Below are 21,569 nucleotides of genomic sequence, written 5' to 3' on the forward strand. Positions count from 1 at the left end.
TCAACACGGTATATTTGTTAATTTTAACATTTAACAAAACACAATAAACATGGCCAACATAACTTTAGGAGGAAACCCAGCAACAACGGTTGGAAACCTACCACAAACAGGAACAAAAGCACCAGATTTTAAACTAACAAATACAGATTTAGCAGACAAGTCTTTATCTGATTATGCAGGTACAAAATTGGTTTTAAATATATTTCCGAGTGTAGACACTGGTGTTTGCGCACAATCTATCAGAACTTTTAATGAAAAAGCAAGTAGTCTAAACAACACTAAAGTACTTTGCATTTCTAAAGACTTACCATTTGCTATGGCTCGCTTTTGTGGCGCTGAAGGTTTAAATAATGTCGAAAATCTTTCGGATTATAAAACAGGAGAATTTGGACAAACCTACGGCGTTACTTTTAAAGACTCAGTATTTGAAAGTTTACTTTCTAGAGCTGTTGTAGTTGTGGATACCGATGGCACCATATTACATACCGAGCAAGTTTCAGAAACTGGTGAAGAACCAAATTACGAAGCGGCTTTAAATGCATTGAGCTAATATGCCAAACCGAAATAAAGAATCTTTTGGAGTTAATCGTCTTAAGAGCGTTGGATATGCCTCTAAGGGTCTTATGGTTTTAATCAAAACCGAAAATAGTATTAAACTTCAATTGATTATTGCCACAATAGTTACCATTGCAGGGATATATTTTAATATCTCTACAACGGAATGGCTTATTCAAATTGTGATGATTGCTATGGTCATGAGCGTCGAAGGTGCAAATACGGCTATAGAATACATGGCGGATTTTATTCACCCAGAACATCATCCAAAAATTGGCTTAATTAAAGACATAGGTGCTGGAGCAGTATTTATTGCATCCATAGCAGCTATTATTGTAGCTGGAATAATTTATGTGCCGAAAATCTTAGGTTAAAAACTGTTAATAACCTCTTAGCAATAATACCAAAACCGTTAGGATAAACGTTACTAATTTGTATTTTTGATTTAATAACTAAATCGCAATTCAATCAGCTTAAGTCTGGGTGCTCCTCAGGCTTTGTTTACAATACATGGCAAAACGGAAGACTACTAGCAAAAAAACAACCAAAACATCAAAAAAGACGTTTAAAAAACCGTCTTTTAAAATCTCTAATCAGCAAAAACTGATATTGGGTAGTTTGCTTATTATTTTGGGGATTTTGCTTTTTATTTCTTTTGTTTCCTTTTTGTTTACTGGTAAAGAAGACCAAAGCATCTTAGCCGAGTTTCCTTCTAGGCAAGTAGAAGCCAAAAATTGGGCAAGCCAATTTGGAGCAAAGCTAAGCGAATGGTTTATTACAAAAGGTTTCGGTATTCCTTCATTTATATTTTCTGGTTTGCTATTTCTTTCTGGTGTCTATATTACTTTAAATCTAAAACTATCTAAGCTTCGTAAGCATTGGATTTGGGGAACATTGATTGTGATATGGTTATCTATTTTTCTAGGCTTCTTTACGCACAAATATGACATACTTGGCGGCGTTATTGGTTATGAGATGAATCATTTTTTTCAAGATTATATTGGTAAAATTGGAACTGCGCTCCTACTCGCTTTTGGGCTCATCGTCTATTTGGCAATTCGTTTTAATATGACAGGCGATACTTTCGTGAATCTATTTAAAAGTGCGAAATCTGACCTCAAAAAAGATTTTGGTTCTGAAGAAAACACAGCAGCCGCGGATGATGTTGTTCCAATTGACAATAGTCTTTCTGAAGAAGCAGAATCTATTAAGTCTGCTTTTGAGATTCCGCTTGAAAATTTAGAACCTACCATTTCTAACCATTCAAAACTTGAAAAAGAACAGCCTGCACCTAAAGCAGAACCTAAGAAAGAAATCGAGGTTGTTATAAAAGACCCTGAACCGGAAGTTGAAATGCAAGTTGAAGTGGCTAAAGAAGAAAAATCTGAAACTGATAATCTAGCAGATAAGCTCGTTGAAGATTTTGGACAATTTGACCCGACTTTAGAGTTGAGTAATTTTCAGTTTCCAACATTAGACTTATTAAAAAAGTACGATAACGAAGGTATTTCTATAGACCAAGACGAACTTGAAGAAAATAAAAACCGAATTGTAGAAACCTTAAACAACTACAAAATTGGCATCACGAGTATATCGGCAACAATTGGACCTACAGTCACACTCTATGAAATTGTTCCAGAAGCTGGTATAAGAATTTCAAAAATTAAAAATCTTGAAGATGATATCGCTCTCTCGCTTTCAGCTTTAGGAATCAGAATTATTGCACCAATCCCAGGGAAAGGTACTATTGGTATTGAAGTGCCAAACAAAAAAGCGACAATTGTTTCTATGCATTCGGCAATAGCTTCTAAGAAGTTTCAATCGTCCAAAATGCAGTTACCTATTGCTCTAGGAAAAACCATAAGTAACGAAACTATGGTTGTAGATTTAGCTAAAATGCCACATCTATTGATGGCTGGTGCAACAGGACAAGGTAAATCTGTAGGATTGAATGCAGTATTGACTTCTCTACTCTACAAAAAGCATCCAGCTGAAGTAAAATTTGTTTTAGTCGACCCGAAAAAGGTAGAATTAACCTTATTCAATAAAATTGAGCGTCATTATCTAGCTAAACTTCCAGATAGCGAAGATGCCATTATAACAGACAATACAAAGGTGATAAACACTTTAAATTCACTATGTATTGAAATGGATAACCGCTACGAGTTACTTAAAAATGCATTTTGTAGAAATATTGCCGAATACAATAAGAAATTTAAAGAGCGTAAACTCAACCCAAATGATGGGCATCAATTTTTACCTTATATCGTGTTAGTCGTTGATGAGTTTGCGGATTTAATTATGACTGCGGGTAAAGAAGTGGAAACACCTATAGCGCGTTTAGCACAACTCGCACGTGCCATTGGTATACATTTAATTATTGCAACGCAACGTCCATCGGTTAATGTGATTACGGGTATTATTAAAGCGAATTTCCCAGCACGTATTGCATTTAGAGTCACCTCCAAAATAGATTCGCGTACCATTTTAGATGGTGCTGGTGCAGACCAGTTGATTGGTCGTGGTGACATGCTATACACACAGGGTAATGATTTAATACGTATTCAATGTGCATTTGTAGACACGCCAGAAGTAGAACGTATTACTGAATTTATTGGCTCTCAAAAAGCCTATCCAGACGCTTACATGTTACCAGAATATGTTGGCGAAGAAGGTGGCACAAATCTTGATATAGACATTGCAGATAGAGATAAATTGTTTAAAGAAGCTGCAGAAATCATAGTCACAGCGCAACAAGGATCAGCATCACTCCTTCAACGAAAGTTGAAATTGGGGTACAATAGAGCCGGTAGGCTTATCGACCAATTAGAAGCCGCTGGAATTGTTGGTGGTTTTGAAGGCAGTAAAGCAAGACAAGTACTAGTCACGGATTTAGTAGCTCTTGAACAATTATTAGCAAACGAAAGTCAGTAAAAGACAATAAAATTATTACAATTAGAAATGAAAAAATTAAGTATTCTTTTAGCATTAATTATTACCACCAGTGTATTTGCTCAAGACAAAGCAGAAGCATTACTAAATGAAGTAAGTAAAAAAGTAAAAGCTTACGACAATATCAGTGTGGATTTTAAATACGAATTAAATAACGTAAGTGAAAATATTTCGCAAGTCACTAAAGGAGATGTTACTATTCAAGATGAAAAGTATGTACTGAATGTTTTAGGTATTACTCGTATCTATGACGGAAAGACATTATACAACATCAGTCCAGAAGATGAAGAAGTTACTATTTCTTCTGAAAACACTGAGGACGAAGGTACAATTACGCCAAGTAAAATGTTATCATTTTATGAGGAAGGTTACACTTACAAAATGGATATTGTTCAGAATGTAAAAGGTAGAAAAATACAATATGTAAAATTAACGCCTATTGATAGTAATTCTGAAATTAAGCATGTGCTTTTAGGCATAGATGCAACAACGAAACATATTTATAATCTGATTGAAGTTGGAAAAGGTGGCGTAAAAACAACATTAACCGTTAATTCTTTCAAAACCAATCAGGCTATACCAAAAAGCCTTTTTACTTTTGATGAAAGTAAATACTCAGATTACTACATCAATAAAATAGACTAAACTTTGAAAATTTTAGACAGGTACATACTTAAAACCTACCTAAATACATTTGTGAGCATATTTGTAATATTTATGTTCATTTTTGTTTTACAAGGTCTTTGGCTCTACATCTCTGAGCTTGCTGGTAAGGATTTAGATGTGGCCACTACGCTAAAATTCATTTTTTACTATTCTCCTAAACTTATTCCGCTAGTTGTACCATTAACTGTGCTACTTGCTTCTATTATGGTCTTTGGAAATTTTGCAGAGAACTATGAGTTTGCAGCAATGAAATCAACAGGAATCTCGCTACAGCGCGCTATGCGGAGTTTATCACTTTTCATAGTTGGTCTTGGTATTGCTTGCTTCTTCTTTGCTAATAATGTAATTCCATGGGGCGAATACAATTTCTATAATTTAAGACGGAACATTGCCAAAGTGAAGCCTGCTCTGGCCATTGCAGAAGGTCAGTTTAACGAAATCGGGAACATTAACATTAGAGTTGAGAAGAAAAGTGGTGACCGCGGAGAGTTTTTAGATAAGGTGATTATCCATCAGAAAAAATCTTTCAAACGTGGTAATTACACAACCATAATTGCAGAAAAAGGAGAACTAAAAAGTGCTGAAGATTCTAATATCTTAAAGTTAGAATTGACCAACGGTAATTTCTATGATGAAATGATTTCTCGAGATATGAGAAACTTTAATAAACGAAAACCCCATGCCCAAAGCCAATTTAAATCCTACACCATTAATATGGATTTGGGGAATTTAGGAAAAGAAGATTTAGACGAGAAAAGTACAGACGATAGGTACAATATGCAAAGTGTAAATGAGCTAGATTACACTATAGATTCACTTTTTGTAGAACGTAAAAAAGATTATGAAGCTTTATCCACAAGTTTATTTAATCGTAGTACTTATGCTAACTTAAAAACAACTATTGAAGCAAAAAATGACAGCATGTACGATGCTAATATTCTGAATCTTTTTAATACTAAAACAAAAGTTCAAATCATTGGTTTAGCCTTTAATACTGCTAGTAGTACCTCACAAATATTACAAACCAATGAGAATACCTTCAAGCAAAGAACCTCGAATCGCAATAAACACATTATTGCCTTACATGAAAAATATTCATTAGGCTTTGCATGTATTATTTTGTTTTTTGTCGGTGCCCCACTAGGTGCATTAATAAGAAAAGGAGGTATTGGGCTGCCAATGGTTATTGCTATACTCCTATTTTTAACCTATCACTTTATAGGTATATTCATTAAAAACAATGCAAAAACAGATTCTATAGATCCAGCATTTGGCACATGGTTATCCACGTTAATTATGCTACCATTAAGTATATACTTAACCCATCGCGCAACAAATGACAAAGGATTAATAAATCTCGATGTAATAACTGTACCACTCAAAAAGTTCTTTGCTTTCAAGTCTAAATCAGAGCTTAATGATATTAAAGCTATACAATCCTATAGTTATTATAATAAGTACAGTATAGATGAATTGGTGGGAATCGTAAAAAATCAAGGTGAATACGATTTAGACAAAAAACCAAAACAAATTGCGCTTCAACACTTATCTGATAGAAAAGTGACTTTAAATGATTTGGAAGAAAAAGGATTAACAATTCCAGAAAATATTAAAAAAGCAAAGACAGAACTCAAAGATTATCTAGATTACTCGACAACTAATTTGGTTACTTTTAGTATCGGAGCCATTTTATTAATCCTTCATTTTGTCTTTAAAAACAATAAACTTCCTGAGTTAGCCGAGATTGCAAAGCTGCTTAGTTTTATTTCATTTAGTATTTATGCGTTATACGTAATTGTATCATCCGTATATTATTCAAAATTCTATAAATCTATTGGACAAACGAAAAAAAGAGTCAATCCCTTTTTAATTCTTTTAAGTCTACCTTTCTATCCAATTAAATATTTTATTCTTAAATCTAGAATTAAAGAAGACTTCCATTTAAGTTGTCTTTACCAAATAAAATAAACTTATCTTTGCAAAATCAAAAAGGTAAGTCATGATTGCAGAAACCGTGAGCACAAAAATTGTATTAAATACTATCGAGGAAGCTATTGAAGATATCCGTCAAGGTAAAGTAATTATTGTTGTTGATGATGAAAATAGGGAAAACGAAGGTGACTTTTTAGCTGCTGCAGAAACGGTTACTCCAGAAATGATAAATTTCATGGCCACTCACGGACGTGGACTTATTTGTACGCCTCTAACTGAGCAACGTTGCAAAGAGCTCGAGTTAAATATGATGGTGCGTAATAACACGGACCCCATGGAAACTGCGTTTACAGTTTCAGTAGATTTACGTGGTAATGGTGTAACAACGGGTATCTCTGCCAGTGACCGTGCTAAAACCGTAAAAGCCTTAGTAGAAAGAGACACAAAACCTTTTGAATTAGCACGTCCTGGACATATTTTTCCATTAGTTGCTAAAGAAGGTGGCGTATTAAGAAGAACTGGCCACACAGAGGCTGCTATAGACTTTGCGCGCTTGGCTGGTTTTGAACCTGCAGGTTGTATTGTTGAAATTATGAATGAAGACGGTACCATGGCACGTCTACCACAGCTTACAGAAGTTGCTAAAAAGTTCGATTTAAAAATTGTTTCTATTGAAGATTTGGTGGCTTACCGTATGGAGCATGATTCTTTGATTGAAAAGAAAGAAGATTTTGATATCGAAACACGTTTTGGTAGATATAGACTTCGTGCTTATGAACAAACAACCAATAATCAAATACATATAGCTCTAACAAAAGGAAGCTGGAACTCTGGTGACGAAGTATTAACTAGAATTAACTCAACTCTAGTGAACAATGACATTTTGGGGACACTCACCAATAATGCGGACCAGAAGCTAGATGATATGTTTAATGTAATTAACAAGGCTGGAAAAGGTGCCATTGTATTTATAAACCAGCAAAATCAATCTACAAATCTACTTAATAGACTTTCGGTTCTAAAGGAGAATCAAAATGCTGGAGAGATTGCTAAGGCACCTCGTATAGCTATGGATAGTAAAGATTTTGGCATTGGCGCCCAAATCCTTCATGATTTAAATATTAGTAAGATTCAATTGATTTCTAATAGTGAGCAAACCAAACGTGTAGGTATGATTGGTTATGGTTTAGAAATAACAGCGTACGTAAATTACTGATTAATTAGTAACTTTTCATTGATTACTAAATTACCAGATGTAATTTTTAAGATATAAACACCTTTCTTCATAAAAGTTATATCCATAGATGAAGTACCAAAGGTTTCAATAACTAATTGCCCCAATGTATTATATAATTGAAGTCTATCTATTGGTAATAAAGATGAAACGGATACCAAACTGGTTGCAGGATTTGGATAAACCTTAAACTTAGTATTAATATCATAGACTGAGGTATTCAATACTGAATTTTGATAAACCCTTACATAATCTATAGTCATTGAGCTTTCTGTAAAACTAGAATCTATAGAACCAGCAACTCCTCCCATGGCGATGTTTAACAACAGATACTGATCCTGAGTAAAAGGCCAATTTGAAGCGTTTTTATCCGAAGGATTATAAGAATAAAAAGGAATATCATCAATTAAAAAAACAATCTTGTCTGGAGACCAATTCATTGAATAAACATGAAAGTCATTTGCCACATCAGCTAATAGTTGTGTTTCAGTATTAATAGTTGCTCCAAAACTAGAAGGTGTATGCAAAGCTACACTAACTTCATTTAAAGCATGTAATCCATGCTCCATAATATCAATTTCTCCGCAAGCTGGCCAAGAAGTTGACCCAAAACCTTCGTTATCCCAATAAGCGCCATCTTCATTTATATTTTTACCTAAAGTCCAGATAGCTGGCCACGTTCCTTGACCAAAAGGAAGTCGCGCCCTAACATCTACTCTTCCGTAAGTGAACGCAAACTTTGAATTAAGTCTTGCAGAGGTATATTGCTTGGTATACCCTTGATCAGTAAATGATTCTTTTTTTGCAGTTATGATTAAAAAACCATTTTCAACTCTAGAATTTTCTGTACGATTAGTATAATGCTGCTCTTCCCCGTTAAACCAGTTCCCTCCGGCTGGTAATTGTGTTTGGTGAAACCATTTGTTTGAATCAATTGCACCATTTGTACCATCAAATTCATCAAACCACACTAAATCAGTATACTCAACATCAATCTCATTAGGGTTTGGTGGCGGTGGCGGTGTGTCACCGTTAGAAATATCATCTATGATATACGTACCAGCAGCGCTTAAGCCTTCATCAATAAATAATGTAATTCTTGAATAATTTCCAGCTATATCTACAGGAGAAGTTCCATCGGAACTATCTACTGCATCAGAAAAGTCAAAATTCACAGTTATCCAATCAGAAGGTGAAGGCACACTAAAATTGACTTTTACTTGCACATCTGTGTTATTATCATCCTCTAGTTTTAAAAGAATATTATGGTCAAGAGGATCAAAAGCATAAAATTTTAAAGTGAATAGTTTGTTATCGCTATTTATAGTAATAGGTTGTGCCAAATCTATATAAAACCCTTGACTAGCATTTAGACCATTATTATTAAATTGCCCACCTCTATTAACATCACTAGATGGTGCTACAGTACGAAAAGCAAAATCACTTCCACTAAAACCAATAAATACATCATTATTATCTGAAAAATCTAAAGGTAATTGTTGAGAAAACAAGACTTGTGCTGTACAGAGAAAAAAAAGAATGTAGGTAAGTCTTCGACTCATAAAATTTCAATTTTACCAAAATTAAGTTTCAAAAATTGATGGAGCAATTAAATAACCCATACATTAACACAACACCGATAGTAGAAATTGTAAATTATGAAAGCTATAGATTGACTTTAATAAGCTCAGCCATTTTTTTGGCTCTTTCTTTTACTTCATCTTCGGTCCAAGACAATTTTATAAGGCAAGATAGATTTCTAGCGATGTAATTATCTGATTGCTTAAAAGTTGTTGTTTCTAAATATTTGAGACCGTTCTTAACTTCTTCGGTAATTGGGAATAATGATTTTAAGTTCTTTAAGTGGTCCCATTTTCTAATGTAATGCCAATTGTTATCGTAATAATGAAAACATGCATCAATACTATTAGATTTAAAAGCCTTAGAGACATTGCGAGCTGTTTCTAAATCTGGTAAAAAGAAGTTTAGGAAAGCACAACTCTCAACTCCGCCTTCAGGAACAGTCCTAAATTCAACCTCTGGAATTTGACTTAATTCTGCCCTTATGATATCAAAATTTCGTCTTTGTATATCTAGAAACTCTGGTAAACGCTTTACCTGAGCCAAACCTACAGCTGCGTGTAATTCTGAAATTCTGAAATTATATCCTAAAAACGGATGGGACTCAGCACCTCTATCATTACCAACATGGTCGTGGCCATGGTCACTGTAATGGTCAGCGTGAAGATAATATGCGCTATTGTTTGTAACAACCGCACCACCTTCTCCACAGGTAATCGTCTTTACAAAGTCAAACGAAAAGCAACCCACATCTGCAATACTACCTAACGGCTTACCATTGTAAGTTCCGCCAATAGCTTGACATGCGTCTTCCACAAAAACTAAATTATGCGTATCGCAAATAGATTTAAGCACATCCATATTACCCATACTTCCGCACATTTGAACCACCATGACAGCTTTAGTCTTTGGTGTAATCGCCTTCTCAACCGCTTTTGGGTCTAGGGTTAATGTGCTATCAATATCTACTAATATAGGAATAGCACCAAGCATCATAATAGCTTCAAAACTTGCCACAAACGTAAATGTTGGCATAATCACCTCATCTCCTGCTCCAACTCCTGCTGAAGCTAGAGCCACAGAGACAGCAGCTGTTCCACTTGAAACTAATTGTACATAATTAGTTTTAAAAGTATTTTGAAGTTCTCTTTCAAGCTCTTTTGCTTTCCAATGGCCATTACGCATACCGTCAAAACCGTAACGCATTAGCACACCGTTATCCAACACATCTTTAACGCTATTGCGTTCTGCATCACCAAATAACTCAAATCCTGGCATAATTGATTATAATTTTTTGAGAGTATCTAAAAAGGCTTTGATGCCTTCATCATCAAAATTTGTAAAAAGTTGAGGCGCATATACAGAAGGAACTACTGCTATTTTTATAGAAGGAAACACACGATTATAATTGTAAGATGAAATTAATCGCTCATTATACTTAGAATCACGAGATTTTGTATTTACATCTATCTTGTAAACTACAAAGTCTTTTGTTAAAGACTTTAGCTCATCAGCCTTAAAAATTTCCTGCTTAATCTTACGTTCTGTGCCACTATCCTCTCCATCAACAAAATAGAGTAATAAGGTTTTATCTGTATTGCGAGTTGACTCTATAGCTTTAGCATAGTTATTTTCCCATTTAACGTTTTGAGAAAAACTAGAAATAGCTATGAAACAAAAAAGGACTGAGAGTATATGATATTTCATCTTGAAAAATTTATCTAACAAATATAGTATTTTGAACGCTTAAAGTGCTATTATATTACAATTCGATAACGGTCTCACTTAGTGGTTTTCTTACTTTTTTTAGTTCTGCAAACATATCATCTTTAGCGCGTTTCCCTACAGGTAGTAACAAAACCGATTTTAAGCCTTTTTTGTCTAGTTGAAGACTTTGGTCAAAAGCTTCAGGATTAAAACCTTCCATAGGACAACTATCTATTTCTTCAATAGCGCAAACCGTCATTAAATTCCCCAAAGCAATGTAAGCTTGTCTTATAGCCCAATCTTCCTTCTTATCCTTTGGCATGGTTTCTATTGTGGAATTTAGTTGATTTTTGAAAGGCTCAAGGATAGTTTTTGGCGTGTTTCTTATATCAACTATATTCTCAAAATGTTCATTAACATCGTTTTGGTTTATTTCGTCTTGAATACATAAAACAAGAAGATGCGATGCGTCTGCAACTTGTCGTTGTCCAAACGAATGCTCAACAAGTGCTTCTCTTTTAGGCTTATCTGCAACAATAACGAGTTTTAATGTCTGTAAACCGTATGATAACGCTGTAAGATTAAAAGCTTCCTTTAATATATCCAATTTAGAATCTGATAATATTGCTTGTGTATCAAATTTCTTAGTAGCATAACGCCATTTTAGCTGCTTTATAACATTCATAGCTTTTTTTTGCAAAAATACGTAATACTATTCTGAATTTTATTTAACCTGGATTTAAATAAAACCGATGTGACTATTATCATATTTAAGCCTGAGAAAGCATTGTACTTTTATATCGTTCATCGTATAGAATAAAAGCAATAGGCATGAAAACAAAGATATCGGGTTGGCTTCTGAAATTACAAGATTACTTAGGCGAATTTGTATATGGCGGTATTGATGGCGCTGTGACCACATTTGCCGTCGTATCTGGTGCTGTGGGTGCAAGTTTGAACAATTCTGTTATCATTATTCTTGGTTTTGCTAACTTACTCGCAGATGGTTTTGCGATGTCTGTAGGAGCCTATTTATCTGCAAAATCCGTAGCCGATAACAATAAAAAACTAAATAAGAATAAAGAAAATTTGAATGTCGAAAATGAGATAGATATTCATAAAATTCGTCAAATATATTCAGGCAAAGGTTACGAAGGGTTATTATTAGATGCCGTAGCTAATGAAGTTGTTTCAGAAAAAAAGCAATTAATTAAATCATTGGATGAAGAAAAGGCTAGATTAATTAAACCTATAAAGTCTCCATTTAAAATAGGATTAATCACCTATATTTCTTTTATTTCAATAGGCTTAATACCTCTCACTGTTTACGTCTGGGACTTAATTTGGGAGTTTCCAGGTCATTTATTTATTTGGACGAGTATATTAACTTCATTTGCCTTTATACTCATCGGGTTTTTAAAAACATACATTACCGAAACAAGTCGATTAAAAGGCATACTTGAAACTTTGATACTTGGCGCTATTGCTGCTACTGTTGCGTACTTTGTGGGTGATCTTCTGGAAGCTCTAATTGGGGGCTAACCAAGTTAAGTTCTTCTAATGACATAATAACTACATTGACATATCGTTTCACCGTTTTTGCCAATTCTTTTTGGTTAGGGTCTGTAATATCTATATACCCCTTCCATAATAGTTCTCTGTCTTTGGTTGGGCAGATACAATACATTGCTGTTTCCGCATGATAGACAGTATACTCATTATAATAATCTGGATTGTAATAAATGTCTTGGTACCTTAAATAATCGTCTTTAAAGCGTCTATAGGTTTCATCGTAATTTTTGTAATTACTTCTGTAAACTATTTTGTCTTCTACCCCAACTACTTTACTGAGAATGATAGTATCAAAATATTCATCAAGTAGCTTGTCTTCTAATTGGTCTAGTTGTGCTTCAGTAATTTGTCCGCTATCTAATGAAAACTCTTTAAGGTCTAAACTTCTTTGTACCTCAATGCCTCTTAACTCTAGTTGGTTTTTTAATTGGTTTTCAAATTCTAACCTTGCCACCTTATCTGATGTTACTCCTAATACTAAAACTTTTGTAGGACTATAAGTATCTGTGTCAGGACTTTTCCAGTAATCTACTAATTGTGTGTCAGAACAACTCACAATAAATAGCGTAGCTAATAAAAATATAACTCGTTTCATAGCTCTTATTTTAAAAATCGTTTTTGTTTGCTTTCTTTAATTACCAATTTTATTAAATCAAAAAGCGTCTTCTTAATAGATTGGTAGCGCTTTTTAAATTCTCCAATAAGCTCTATTAAGTTTCTATGTTCTTTTCTATATACCGCTTCCTCTTCTAACTGGTCTATCCCATCTACCATAATAGACAGTTCCTTTTCGTGAGATTTTACGGCATTGATTAACACCTGCGTTTGCTTCACAATTTCGGAGAGTCTATTAACTATAGATTTGCTTTCTTCAAAATGCTTATTATCTATTAATTGAAGTGTGTACGATTTAATCAAATCTTCAAAAAAGATTTGCTCTTCTTTATAAAATGATAATTCTGATAACCATAATTTTGAAGAATCGTGCATGTCTTCAGCACTTAACCATTCTGTATGCTTTGCTTTAGTATGTATTGTTTTCATGATTCTACCTACTTTTAAAAAAGCAGAGTGTGAAACACCTAAAACACACTCTGCCGAATTTGATTTTGATTTAGATAACTTCTATAACTTTTTTAGGTGTTTCTTTAGCTTGTTCTTTTTTATGAAGGTTGAGTTTAAGAATACCATCATTATAAATGGCTTTAATATCTGCCATATCGTCAACAGTTTCTGGTAACCTCAAAGAACGCTTAAAAGCATTATAGCTGAACTCTTTGCGCATATAGTCTTTATCTTCTTCCTCTTTTTTTGTCTCTTTCTTTGCAGATACATTAAGTACATGATTTTCTAAAGTGACTTCGAAATCGGATTTTTTAAAGCCTGGTGCAGCAAATTCAACCTCAAACTCTTCATCTAATTCTTTAACGTTCATTGCTGGCATTAAAGAATCTTCATCAAAAAAGTCATCGCTAAACAAAAAATCATCTGAGCTAAAAAAGTCTTTTAGCTGATTGTTATTCCATGGGAATAATCTGTTTCGATTGTTAAATTTAATTAGTGACATAATCGTAATTTTTTTGATGTTAAACTTTTTCTAACATCCGTAATTTAATTACAGTTATCACTTTATGAAATGATTTTAATCAGTTTAGCTTTAAACGATTAGCTGTTCTACATCAGTAATCTTAGGAACTTTTACAAACCAATTGTATGTTGTCTCTAATTTTACTCTAAAGGTGTTTAATGCTGATGCCTCGCCGTGAATTAAATAAACTTGCTCTGGCACATTTTTGATGTTACTAACCCAGGCTAAAAGCTCCTCTTGATCGGCATGAGCAGATAAACTTTCGATATGTTTTATTTGTGCATTAACCGGATAGTATTTACCAAAAAATTTGATTTCATGTACACCATCTTTAAGTTGACGTCCTCGAGTTCCTTCTGCTTGATACCCCACTAACAAAACTGTAGTTGATGGTTCATCAATAAATTGCTGTAAATAAGTTAAGACTCTTCCACCAGTAACCATACCACTACCAGCAATAACAACTTTAGGTCTTTTATTATCTATGGTTTCCCAAGTTTCTCTATATGAACTCACAATATTTACATACTCGCACATCGCATAATACTCAGAAGATGATAATCGGTGCCACTTAGGAAATCTTTTAAAAACGTCTAAAACATTGTTCCCCATTGGACTATCTATAAATATGGGAATATTTGGAATTCTGTGCGCTTTGTATAATTTCCAGAGAATATACATAAGTGTCTGAAGACGCTCAACTGCAAAGCTTGGTATGATTAAATTACCTTGATTATGTATCGTTTTATTAATGAGGTCAATGAGTATAGTTTCAATATCTTGCTCCGGATGTTTCTTATCTCCATAAGTACTTTCTATAAACAGATAATCTGCCCATTCTGGTTTTTTAGGGTCATTTAGCAGATAATCATTGTTTCTACCTACATCACCAGAAAAAACAAAGCGCTTTCCATTAATGTCTATTTCTATGAAAGTTGCTCCAATAATATGACCGTTATACTGAAATCTTGCTGATATATTTTCTGATAGTGTTAACCATTTATCTTCTTGAATGACTTCAAAAAAAGTAATCGCTTTTTCTGCTTCTTCAATTGTATAAAATGGTAATGCTGGCTTATGCTTAGTGTATTTTTCTTTATTAGCTTTTTTGGCATCTTCCTCATGAATTTTGGCACTATCTAGCAAAATAATTTGAGCTATGGCTAACGTTGGAGCTGTACCATATATTTTTCCTTTAAAACCTTGCTTTATTAGTCTTGGCAAATACCCTACATGATCTAAATGACCATGAGTTAATAGTACCACATCGATACTTGACACATCTATAGGTAAATCAACCCAATTAAGTTCTCTTAGCTTCTTTAGTCCTTGAAACATACCACAATCGATAAGAATATTGAACTCTGAAGTTTCTAGCAAAAATTTAGATCCAGTTACTGTGCTTGCTCCGCCCAGAAAATTCACTTTTACTATTGGTTTCATTCGTATTGAATTGAGTAATTACAAAGTAGTTCTATCTCATTAAGAATTTTTTCTTTTCTTTCTTCTGAAATTCCTAGGTGATCTAAATAAAAGACATCTCCTATAAGTTGCCTACATAAGACAATACTTCTACTCAGTAAAAATTGTTTCTCACGCTTTGTGAGTAATGTAGACACCGTTATAGGGTAAAGTCCTAAATTATCTATCCTATCTCTTAAACTCTCTCCCTCTGGATAATCCCAACTTAGCAAATACAATCCGCAACAACGACCGTATTTTACCGCATCTTCTGTAAAACGTGTATTAGTAACTACCCATCCTGCATTGAGTTTAGTTCCATTTTCACTTACATTATTCCAATGCTCTTTTACGTCTTGAAATCTTGAATTAATATAAAGAGGTACTTTAACATTACAATTTAATCCTTGTTCTCCATGGAATTTACATTCAATAACTGTGGTTTCGTTCCCTTTATGTGCAACAACATCTATCTCATGAGATACACATTTGCCTTGCAACACTTCGCCAACAAAAGCATCATAACCCGAATATTGTAATAGCGCTTTTATAAATCTTTCAAAAGGAAATCCTGTAGGCCCAAGCTCATAGATGGCCTTTTTAAGTTTGTACTTAGACGCCATATAGCTTTTCTTCTTTTTAAGAATAGCATATGCTCTATTGTAAATTTCATTAGTAGAAATTCCTTGATAAAGTTCATCTCGTACAGTGTCTATAATAGAATTAATAGTTTCTCTGCTTGCTCCAATTCTTTTTAGTGAAGACCGCAATTTGCTTAAAGAAAACTTAACTTTCTTGCCACTAGATTTGATAATATCAATGTTGTTTTTATCCATGATTTGGAAATAATGAAGACTACTGTTTTGGCATGTAAAACTCTTTTACAAAAGCCTTTAGTTGATTATCAGTCATCTTTTGAGACTTTACAACTTCTCGGACTTTTTTATCTAAATTCTTATAATCTTGTTTAATAACTTTTGCAAATTGCTGTATCATTTGAGATGGTCCTAAAATAATGAGCCCTTTAATCTCTTCTCCTATATTTGAAATGACGTCATTAAAAAACTGTTTGGTTTTTTGTTTCTGACGCTCTAATACTTTTCTGTCTTTTATAATTTCTGTAGCACCACCAGGGCGTCCCATCATTTGAAATGTAGATTCATCTTCTTGGGATTTAATCGTAATCATATCCACACTTTCCGCTGTAACACTTAATATGTGTGCTTTCTCTTTGTCTATCCAAATACCTATATTTTTCATAATTCTAAATTTTAATTTTTTAAATCGTGCATTACAAGTATTGGTACTTTGGAGTTGTAACCTACTTCTTTTACTAAAGCTTGATTTAAAATACTTCCAAAAAACAAGTGCTTCTTATTTATAAATGCTATCATATCACTCTCTCTACTTTCAACAAAGCAACTTATCGCTGAATGAACCGAAATATTTCTAATTACTCTGAAATTATGGTTGATTTCCTCGAAATACTCTTCTAAAAGCACTTTATTTTTTAATTGATATTCACTTAACTCACCTTCGTTTACATATATAACCTGTACAGTTGCAAAAGACTTTTTAGCTATTTCTATAAGAAAGTTCAACTCTCTTCTTTTAAAAGGAATTTTATAATCAGTGGGAAAAACAATCTCTTTTGGTAGAGCATAATCTGCCTCTTGTGGAACTACAAGAACTGGACAATTACGTACTTTTTCCATAACGTTGACGGCAGTACTACCATAGACAGAAGTTCTTGAGTCTGTTTCTCCTTTAGACCCCATGACAATTATATCTATGTCCTTATTATCTACAACAGTTTTAATTGCTTCTAGAGTATCATTAAACATAGATATAGTTGTAAAATGATGATTGGGCTGTGTCTCTCTTTTAATGATTAACATGTCTAGCATTCTGTTTAAGCCTGTTTCAGAATGCACCTTAGCACTTTCATAAAGTTCACTGCCTGGTTCCATGTTTAAAAGACTTTTCATTACATTCCCGCTTAAAGAAAATACATTTAAAAGAAAAAAATCGCAATCATCATCTTTATATAATTCAAGTGCATAATTAATAGCGTGCCATGAATTTTTTGAAAAATCTGTAGGAAATAATATTTTACGTTTCATCATACTTTGGTTTTTCATAATTAAACTTAGTCAAAGGTTATGCTAGACACAATGACATATATCAATCTAGGATGATATCACTAAAAAAGGTATGACTGGCTGCAATCCTATTTTTTTGATTACCGGCTCGTTCATTATCTTTTCTATTAAGCTTCGTTTGTAGTTGACCATAAACAATATGTTAATACCTAAATCTTTTATGAATTCATTAATTTCAGTCTCCTTAGTACTATAATCTGGCATCCAATGAAAACTAAGTTTAAAATTGCTTAGTTCTGCCTTAAGATTGTTACAATTCTTTTCTTGAGTTATACTCAATTCTTCTTCCTCGTTGATATGTAATACTCTTATTTTAGAATCATGCAACTCTACTATAGATTTCAAAGTATTTAATTCTTCTTCCCTATAATGTTTTTTAAAATCTGTTGGAAAAGTAATTTGCCTTGGAATTACATAATCGTACTCGTCTGGCACAATTAGAATAGGACAATTTTTAATTTTCTTAATTACTCTTATAGTATTGCTTCCTAAGAAAATTTCTTTAGCTCCAGTAGCACCTTTTGTACCCATTACTATTAAATCTATATTATTCTGCTTGACCTCAAACTTAATTGCGTCATACAAGTCTTGTGTACTTAGCACATTATAAAACTCATGATTAGCATTAGCATCAGCTGTCTCTATTTGCTTTTTAAGAGCATCTAATTCTTTTAATGCATTTTCTTTCATGACCTTTAATAGACTGTTTGAAAAGTTTGAAATAGTAGATGCTTTTAATGCAATAGAATTTAAAAGATAGAAGATGCATTCTTCATCTTTAAAGAGCTTAAGTGCATATACAATTGCACTCCAAGAATTATCTGAGAAATCGGTGGGTAAAAGGATTCGGCGTTTCATGATTTAAAATTTTGCTGTTGAGACGGTATTACTAATAGTGGGATATGTAGATGAAAACCTATCTGGTTTATTGTAGACTTAAAAAATAAATTTTCAAAAAATGAGTGCTTATTATTAAGCATCACCAATAAGTTAATCTTATGCTTTATTTGAAACTTATCAATAGCATCAGTAACGTTTTCGTTTCTTATATCATGGAATAAAGGAGAATATTTTTCGAAATACTTTTTTAAAATATCCCTATTCTTTTTTTGATTATCTAAAAGACCATAACCATAAGATACATGCATAATGTTAAGCCTACTCTTATGGATTTCTACCATATCTAATATGGGTTTAAGATGCTTTTCTTCAAAGCTTACTTCATAATCAGAAGGAAATAATATATCTAGAGGACGCTCATATTCAAAATTGCTAGGTACAGCTATTACTGGACATTTTACATTTTTAAAGACTTGTACAGTATTAGAACCAAAAAGAATTTCTTTTGCGCCTGTAGCACCTTTTGTACCCATTACTATAAAATCTACATCTTTGGTTTGTGATACATGTTTAATTTCTGAGATAAGGGTACTAAAAACTGAAATTGTCTCAAACGTGTGGTTTGGATTTTCAAATTTATCTCTAATCTTAGCCAATAACACCCCCATTTTTGTTTCTGCAACATCTTTAATTGCATCTACCAAGCCATATTGCGCAGCACTGACAGACACATATTCTATCTGATAAATAACTGGTGTGTATGTATGCAAAAGATAAAATTTACAGGTTTCGTCTTTGAATAACTGTAGCGCATATGCAATGGCATTCCATGAGTTTTCTGAAAAATCGGTGGGCATTAATATTCTTTTCATGACATAGAATTTTAAATGTTTCTTCTTATATTTTGCAATGCTAAAAATGGAATATTTGTATGCAGGCAAATATCATCTACTTTAGACCTGAACAGCATATCCTCTAAAAAGGAGTGCCTTGTATTTACCATTACTAATAAGTCCATTTCATTTTCTGAAGCATAGTTAGAAATGGCTTTAGACACATTTTTACTGTCTATATGTTTAAATTTAAATTGAAGTTTCTCCAAACCTTCCTCTAAAAAAGCTTTATTGTCTTTTTGTCTTTTAGAAAGGTGGTCACTTTTTGATATATAAAGCATATCTATTATAGACCTAAATGGTGATAGTAAAGTACTCAACAACTTTATTTCTCGTCGTCTATATGGGATTAAGTAATTTGAAGCAAACAGAACGTGCTTTGGTTGCTTGTATTCGTAAAACTCAGGTATTACCAAAACCGGACATGATACATATTTTAAAACCTGTAGTGTATTACTTCCAAACACATACGTTTTGGCATAACTTTCGCCTTTTGTACCCATAACAATAATGTCAATATCTTTTCCAATCACTATCTTATCTACCTCATCTATAAGTGAGTTATAAGCAGAAACCATATGGTATTTAAATCTAGGATGTGGTGCTAATGTCTGTATTTCTTCAAGTAGTAAATCTAATTTTAGCTGAGATCTATTTTTTGCCATCTCAATAACTTCTTCAAAAGGTTCTTCTTCCAGTAGCTCATGATTACTATAGACCTCATCTTCATAGGCATTTAGAATATAAAACTCTGTTTTTTCATACTTAAAAAGCTCCAAAGCATAACGTATGGCATTCATTGAGTTTTCTGAAAAATCGGTAGGTATAAGTACATTTTTCATGGTCATAGGTTTTAAATATTTATAAAACTATACCCAAATAAGAATTTCTACAATGATAAATATCAGACTAGTCTATAAGGAATATCAATATGCCCTTTTGGAAGCTTAGAGTAATAAAAGCATTTGTAATTAAAATGGTAGTTAAAAAAAAGAAAGCTAGATTTTTGATTAAAAATCTAGCTTTCTAGCTTATCAATGATTAATAACATTAAGGCTTCCCCCAGCCAAAACACATTTGTAAATATATTAAATCGAATAGGTTTAAAAACTGATTTGAATCAGTTTTTAATTAATAATGGATTAATTGATAAACTCGATTTAACAAAAATAGCCCAACAAAAAATAGCAGTGTATAAATAACCTGAACAAATTTTACGTTAGTAATCTGTAGCCAATTAACAGTGGGCTTAGGAAATATAAATAAGGCCAAGCCAATAATGAGAGAAAACCATCCAATAAGCGTAATTATTATCTTATAATTAGGCTCCCAAACATTGTGGAAAATGATGCTTAAAAGACCTATGATTATAGCCATAAAAGAGCTTAGGATTAAGAATTTTTCATCTCTAAGGTCATCAAATATTTGTTTTGTTCGTTTTGGATTTAGGCTTAATATTAGAAAGAAAATGATAAGATACCAGCCCCAAAATTTTGCAAAAGTTAGTGAAATATCCATAATATTTATATTTTTTCATGAAGTACCAAAAACGGTATTTCTGTATGATAAGTAATTTTTTCTACCCTTGTGTGAAATAGAATTTGTTGAAAATAATTCAAGTTTTTTGCAACCATAGCAATCATGTTTATGCCTCTACTCTCAGTAAAACATTGTACAGCATCTTCTAGATGCCTATTGCTTAAGTAATAACACTTCGTATTATAGCCTGCAAAGAAATCGATAAGCAACTCTTTGTTTTTTTGTTGTTCGTAATTTAGCTGAGATTTATTCTTAGAAACATGTAAAAAACTAAGCTTAGCACCATAATTCTCTATAATACTTAGTAGAGGTTTTAACGTTTTAAAACTATTAAATGAGGAAAAATCTGTTGGGAAAGCAACTTCTTCAATATGTTTATATTCACAATTCTCAGGCACAACCAAGGTTGCACATTTTACCTTCACAACAACATCTCCTGCATTACTACCTATAATTATTTTCTTAAGACCTGAAGCGCCTTTTGTACCCATTACTATTAAATCTATACTTTTCTCAACAATCTGCTTCCGTATAGAATCTATAAAAAAACCATAGTCTACTACTGTATAAAACTTATGTAAATTTGAATTAGAAACCTCTGAAATACGCTTTAAAATAGAACGAAGTTTTACTTTGGAAGGTTTTATATAAACGTCTTCAATAACATTTTCAGAGGCAATATAAGCGGGGTCATTTAATATTGCATGGCTCATGGTATTAACATGTAGGAGATAAAAAAGGCATTCTTCATCCTGTAAAAATGCTAAAGCGTATTTTATAGCATTCCACGAATTATCCGAAAAATCTGTTGGTAATAATACACTTTTCATAGCTCACCTATTTAAAACTCAAATTTAGAAGCTTTAAAAAAGGTTTAAAATGACTCT

Annotated in this window: 23 protein-coding genes; 7 read left to right on the plus strand and 16 right to left on the minus strand. The window is 32.9% G+C overall.

Annotated features, from left to right (window positions below):
* Positions 1-49 precede the first annotated feature (49 nt).
* From tpx to ribB, 6 genes are all read left to right on the plus strand, one after another.
* A complete protein-coding gene (gene tpx, locus BUB95_RS12820; protein WP_073087090.1) occupies positions 50-550 on the plus strand; it encodes a thiol peroxidase in 501 nt (166 codons plus the stop codon).
* 1 nt (position 551) lies between these two features.
* Complete coding sequence (locus BUB95_RS12825; RefSeq protein ID WP_073087092.1) at positions 552-929, plus strand: diacylglycerol kinase family protein; 378 nt, start codon at positions 552-554, stop codon at positions 927-929.
* Between the two features lie 136 nt (positions 930-1,065).
* Positions 1,066-3,489, plus strand: a complete 2,424-nt coding sequence (locus BUB95_RS12830) for an FtsK/SpoIIIE family DNA translocase (protein ID WP_073087094.1) — start codon at positions 1,066-1,068, stop codon at positions 3,487-3,489.
* Between the two features lie 27 nt (positions 3,490-3,516).
* Positions 3,517-4,152, plus strand: a complete 636-nt coding sequence (locus tag BUB95_RS12835; RefSeq protein WP_073087095.1) for an outer membrane lipoprotein periplasmic chaperone LolA1 — start codon at positions 3,517-3,519, stop codon at positions 4,150-4,152.
* Positions 4,153-4,155: 3 nt separating this feature from the next.
* Complete coding sequence (locus BUB95_RS12840; RefSeq protein WP_083573381.1) at positions 4,156-6,141, plus strand: LptF/LptG family permease; 1,986 nt, start codon at positions 4,156-4,158, stop codon at positions 6,139-6,141.
* 31 nt (positions 6,142-6,172) lie between these two features.
* Entirely contained in the window at positions 6,173-7,321 is a 1,149-nt protein-coding gene (gene ribB, locus BUB95_RS12845) for a 3,4-dihydroxy-2-butanone-4-phosphate synthase (RefSeq protein ID WP_073087097.1), read from the plus strand.
* Here ribB and BUB95_RS12850 read toward each other — a convergent pair.
* From BUB95_RS12850 to BUB95_RS12865, 4 genes are all read right to left on the minus strand, one after another.
* On the minus strand, positions 7,315-8,901 hold the full coding sequence (locus BUB95_RS12850; protein WP_073087099.1) for a family 16 glycosylhydrolase: 1,587 nt from the start codon (positions 8,899-8,901) through the stop codon (positions 7,315-7,317). The two genes, ribB and BUB95_RS12850, sit on opposite strands and share 7 nt — an antisense overlap.
* Before the next feature lie 103 nt (positions 8,902-9,004).
* Entirely contained in the window at positions 9,005-10,198 is a 1,194-nt protein-coding gene (locus BUB95_RS12855; protein ID WP_073087101.1) for a DegT/DnrJ/EryC1/StrS family aminotransferase, read from the minus strand.
* Between the two features lie 6 nt (positions 10,199-10,204).
* Positions 10,205-10,627 carry a hypothetical protein gene (locus tag BUB95_RS12860; protein WP_073087103.1) on the minus strand — a complete coding sequence of 141 codons (423 nt, stop codon included), beginning with the start codon at positions 10,625-10,627 and terminating at the stop codon, positions 10,205-10,207.
* Positions 10,628-10,682: 55 nt separating this feature from the next.
* Positions 10,683-11,312 carry an NAD(P)H-dependent oxidoreductase gene (locus tag BUB95_RS12865; protein ID WP_073087105.1) on the minus strand — a complete coding sequence of 210 codons (630 nt, stop codon included), beginning with the start codon at positions 11,310-11,312 and terminating at the stop codon, positions 10,683-10,685.
* Between the two features lie 146 nt (positions 11,313-11,458).
* Between BUB95_RS12865 and BUB95_RS12870 the strand changes: the two genes are divergently transcribed.
* Complete coding sequence (locus tag BUB95_RS12870) at positions 11,459-12,169, plus strand: VIT1/CCC1 transporter family protein (protein ID WP_073087107.1); 711 nt, start codon at positions 11,459-11,461, stop codon at positions 12,167-12,169.
* On the opposite strand, the gene BUB95_RS12875 is transcribed toward BUB95_RS12870, so the two are convergent.
* The 12 genes from BUB95_RS12875 to BUB95_RS12930 form a co-directional block, all read right to left on the minus strand.
* Positions 12,117-12,794, minus strand: a complete 678-nt coding sequence (locus tag BUB95_RS12875; protein WP_073087109.1) for a hypothetical protein — start codon at positions 12,792-12,794, stop codon at positions 12,117-12,119. The two genes, BUB95_RS12870 and BUB95_RS12875, sit on opposite strands and share 53 nt — an antisense overlap.
* Before the next feature lie 5 nt (positions 12,795-12,799).
* Positions 12,800-13,243: a hypothetical protein gene (locus tag BUB95_RS12880; protein ID WP_073087111.1), complete on the minus strand. Its 444-nt coding sequence runs from the start codon at positions 13,241-13,243 to the stop codon at positions 12,800-12,802.
* A gap of 70 nt (positions 13,244-13,313) precedes the next feature.
* Positions 13,314-13,766 (minus strand): Hsp20/alpha crystallin family protein, encoded by a 453-nt coding sequence (locus BUB95_RS12885; RefSeq protein WP_073087113.1) that lies wholly within the window; start codon positions 13,764-13,766, stop codon positions 13,314-13,316.
* A gap of 90 nt (positions 13,767-13,856) precedes the next feature.
* Entirely contained in the window at positions 13,857-15,230 is a 1,374-nt protein-coding gene (locus BUB95_RS12890; protein WP_073087115.1) for an MBL fold metallo-hydrolase RNA specificity domain-containing protein, read from the minus strand.
* Positions 15,227-16,084, minus strand: a complete 858-nt coding sequence (locus BUB95_RS12895) for an ATP cone domain-containing protein (RefSeq protein ID WP_073087117.1) — start codon at positions 16,082-16,084, stop codon at positions 15,227-15,229. The genes BUB95_RS12890 and BUB95_RS12895 overlap by 4 nt, the downstream gene beginning before the upstream one ends.
* 19 nt (positions 16,085-16,103) lie before the next feature.
* Positions 16,104-16,508, minus strand: a complete 405-nt coding sequence (locus tag BUB95_RS12900; RefSeq protein ID WP_073087119.1) for a hypothetical protein — start codon at positions 16,506-16,508, stop codon at positions 16,104-16,106.
* An 11-nt stretch (positions 16,509-16,519) separates the two neighbouring features.
* Positions 16,520-17,389 carry a universal stress protein gene (locus BUB95_RS12905; RefSeq protein WP_234969270.1) on the minus strand — a complete coding sequence of 290 codons (870 nt, stop codon included), beginning with the start codon at positions 17,387-17,389 and terminating at the stop codon, positions 16,520-16,522.
* Between the two features lie 48 nt (positions 17,390-17,437).
* A complete protein-coding gene (locus tag BUB95_RS12910; protein WP_073087121.1) occupies positions 17,438-18,268 on the minus strand; it encodes a universal stress protein in 831 nt (276 codons plus the stop codon).
* Positions 18,265-19,122 carry a universal stress protein gene (locus BUB95_RS12915; RefSeq protein ID WP_073087123.1) on the minus strand — a complete coding sequence of 286 codons (858 nt, stop codon included), beginning with the start codon at positions 19,120-19,122 and terminating at the stop codon, positions 18,265-18,267. Before BUB95_RS12915 ends, BUB95_RS12910 begins: the two co-directional genes overlap by 4 nt.
* A gap of 11 nt (positions 19,123-19,133) precedes the next feature.
* Positions 19,134-19,985 carry a universal stress protein gene (locus BUB95_RS12920; protein ID WP_073087450.1) on the minus strand — a complete coding sequence of 284 codons (852 nt, stop codon included), beginning with the start codon at positions 19,983-19,985 and terminating at the stop codon, positions 19,134-19,136.
* 289 nt (positions 19,986-20,274) lie between these two features.
* Entirely contained in the window at positions 20,275-20,661 is a 387-nt protein-coding gene (locus BUB95_RS12925; RefSeq protein WP_073087126.1) for a hypothetical protein, read from the minus strand.
* Between the two features lie 5 nt (positions 20,662-20,666).
* Entirely contained in the window at positions 20,667-21,512 is an 846-nt protein-coding gene (locus BUB95_RS12930; protein ID WP_073087128.1) for a universal stress protein, read from the minus strand.
* Between the last annotated feature and the right edge of the window lie 57 nt (positions 21,513-21,569).

The sequence above is a fragment of the Winogradskyella jejuensis genome, assembly GCF_900129745.1.
GTDB classification, from domain to species: Bacteria; Bacteroidota; Bacteroidia; order Flavobacteriales; family Flavobacteriaceae; genus Winogradskyella; species Winogradskyella jejuensis.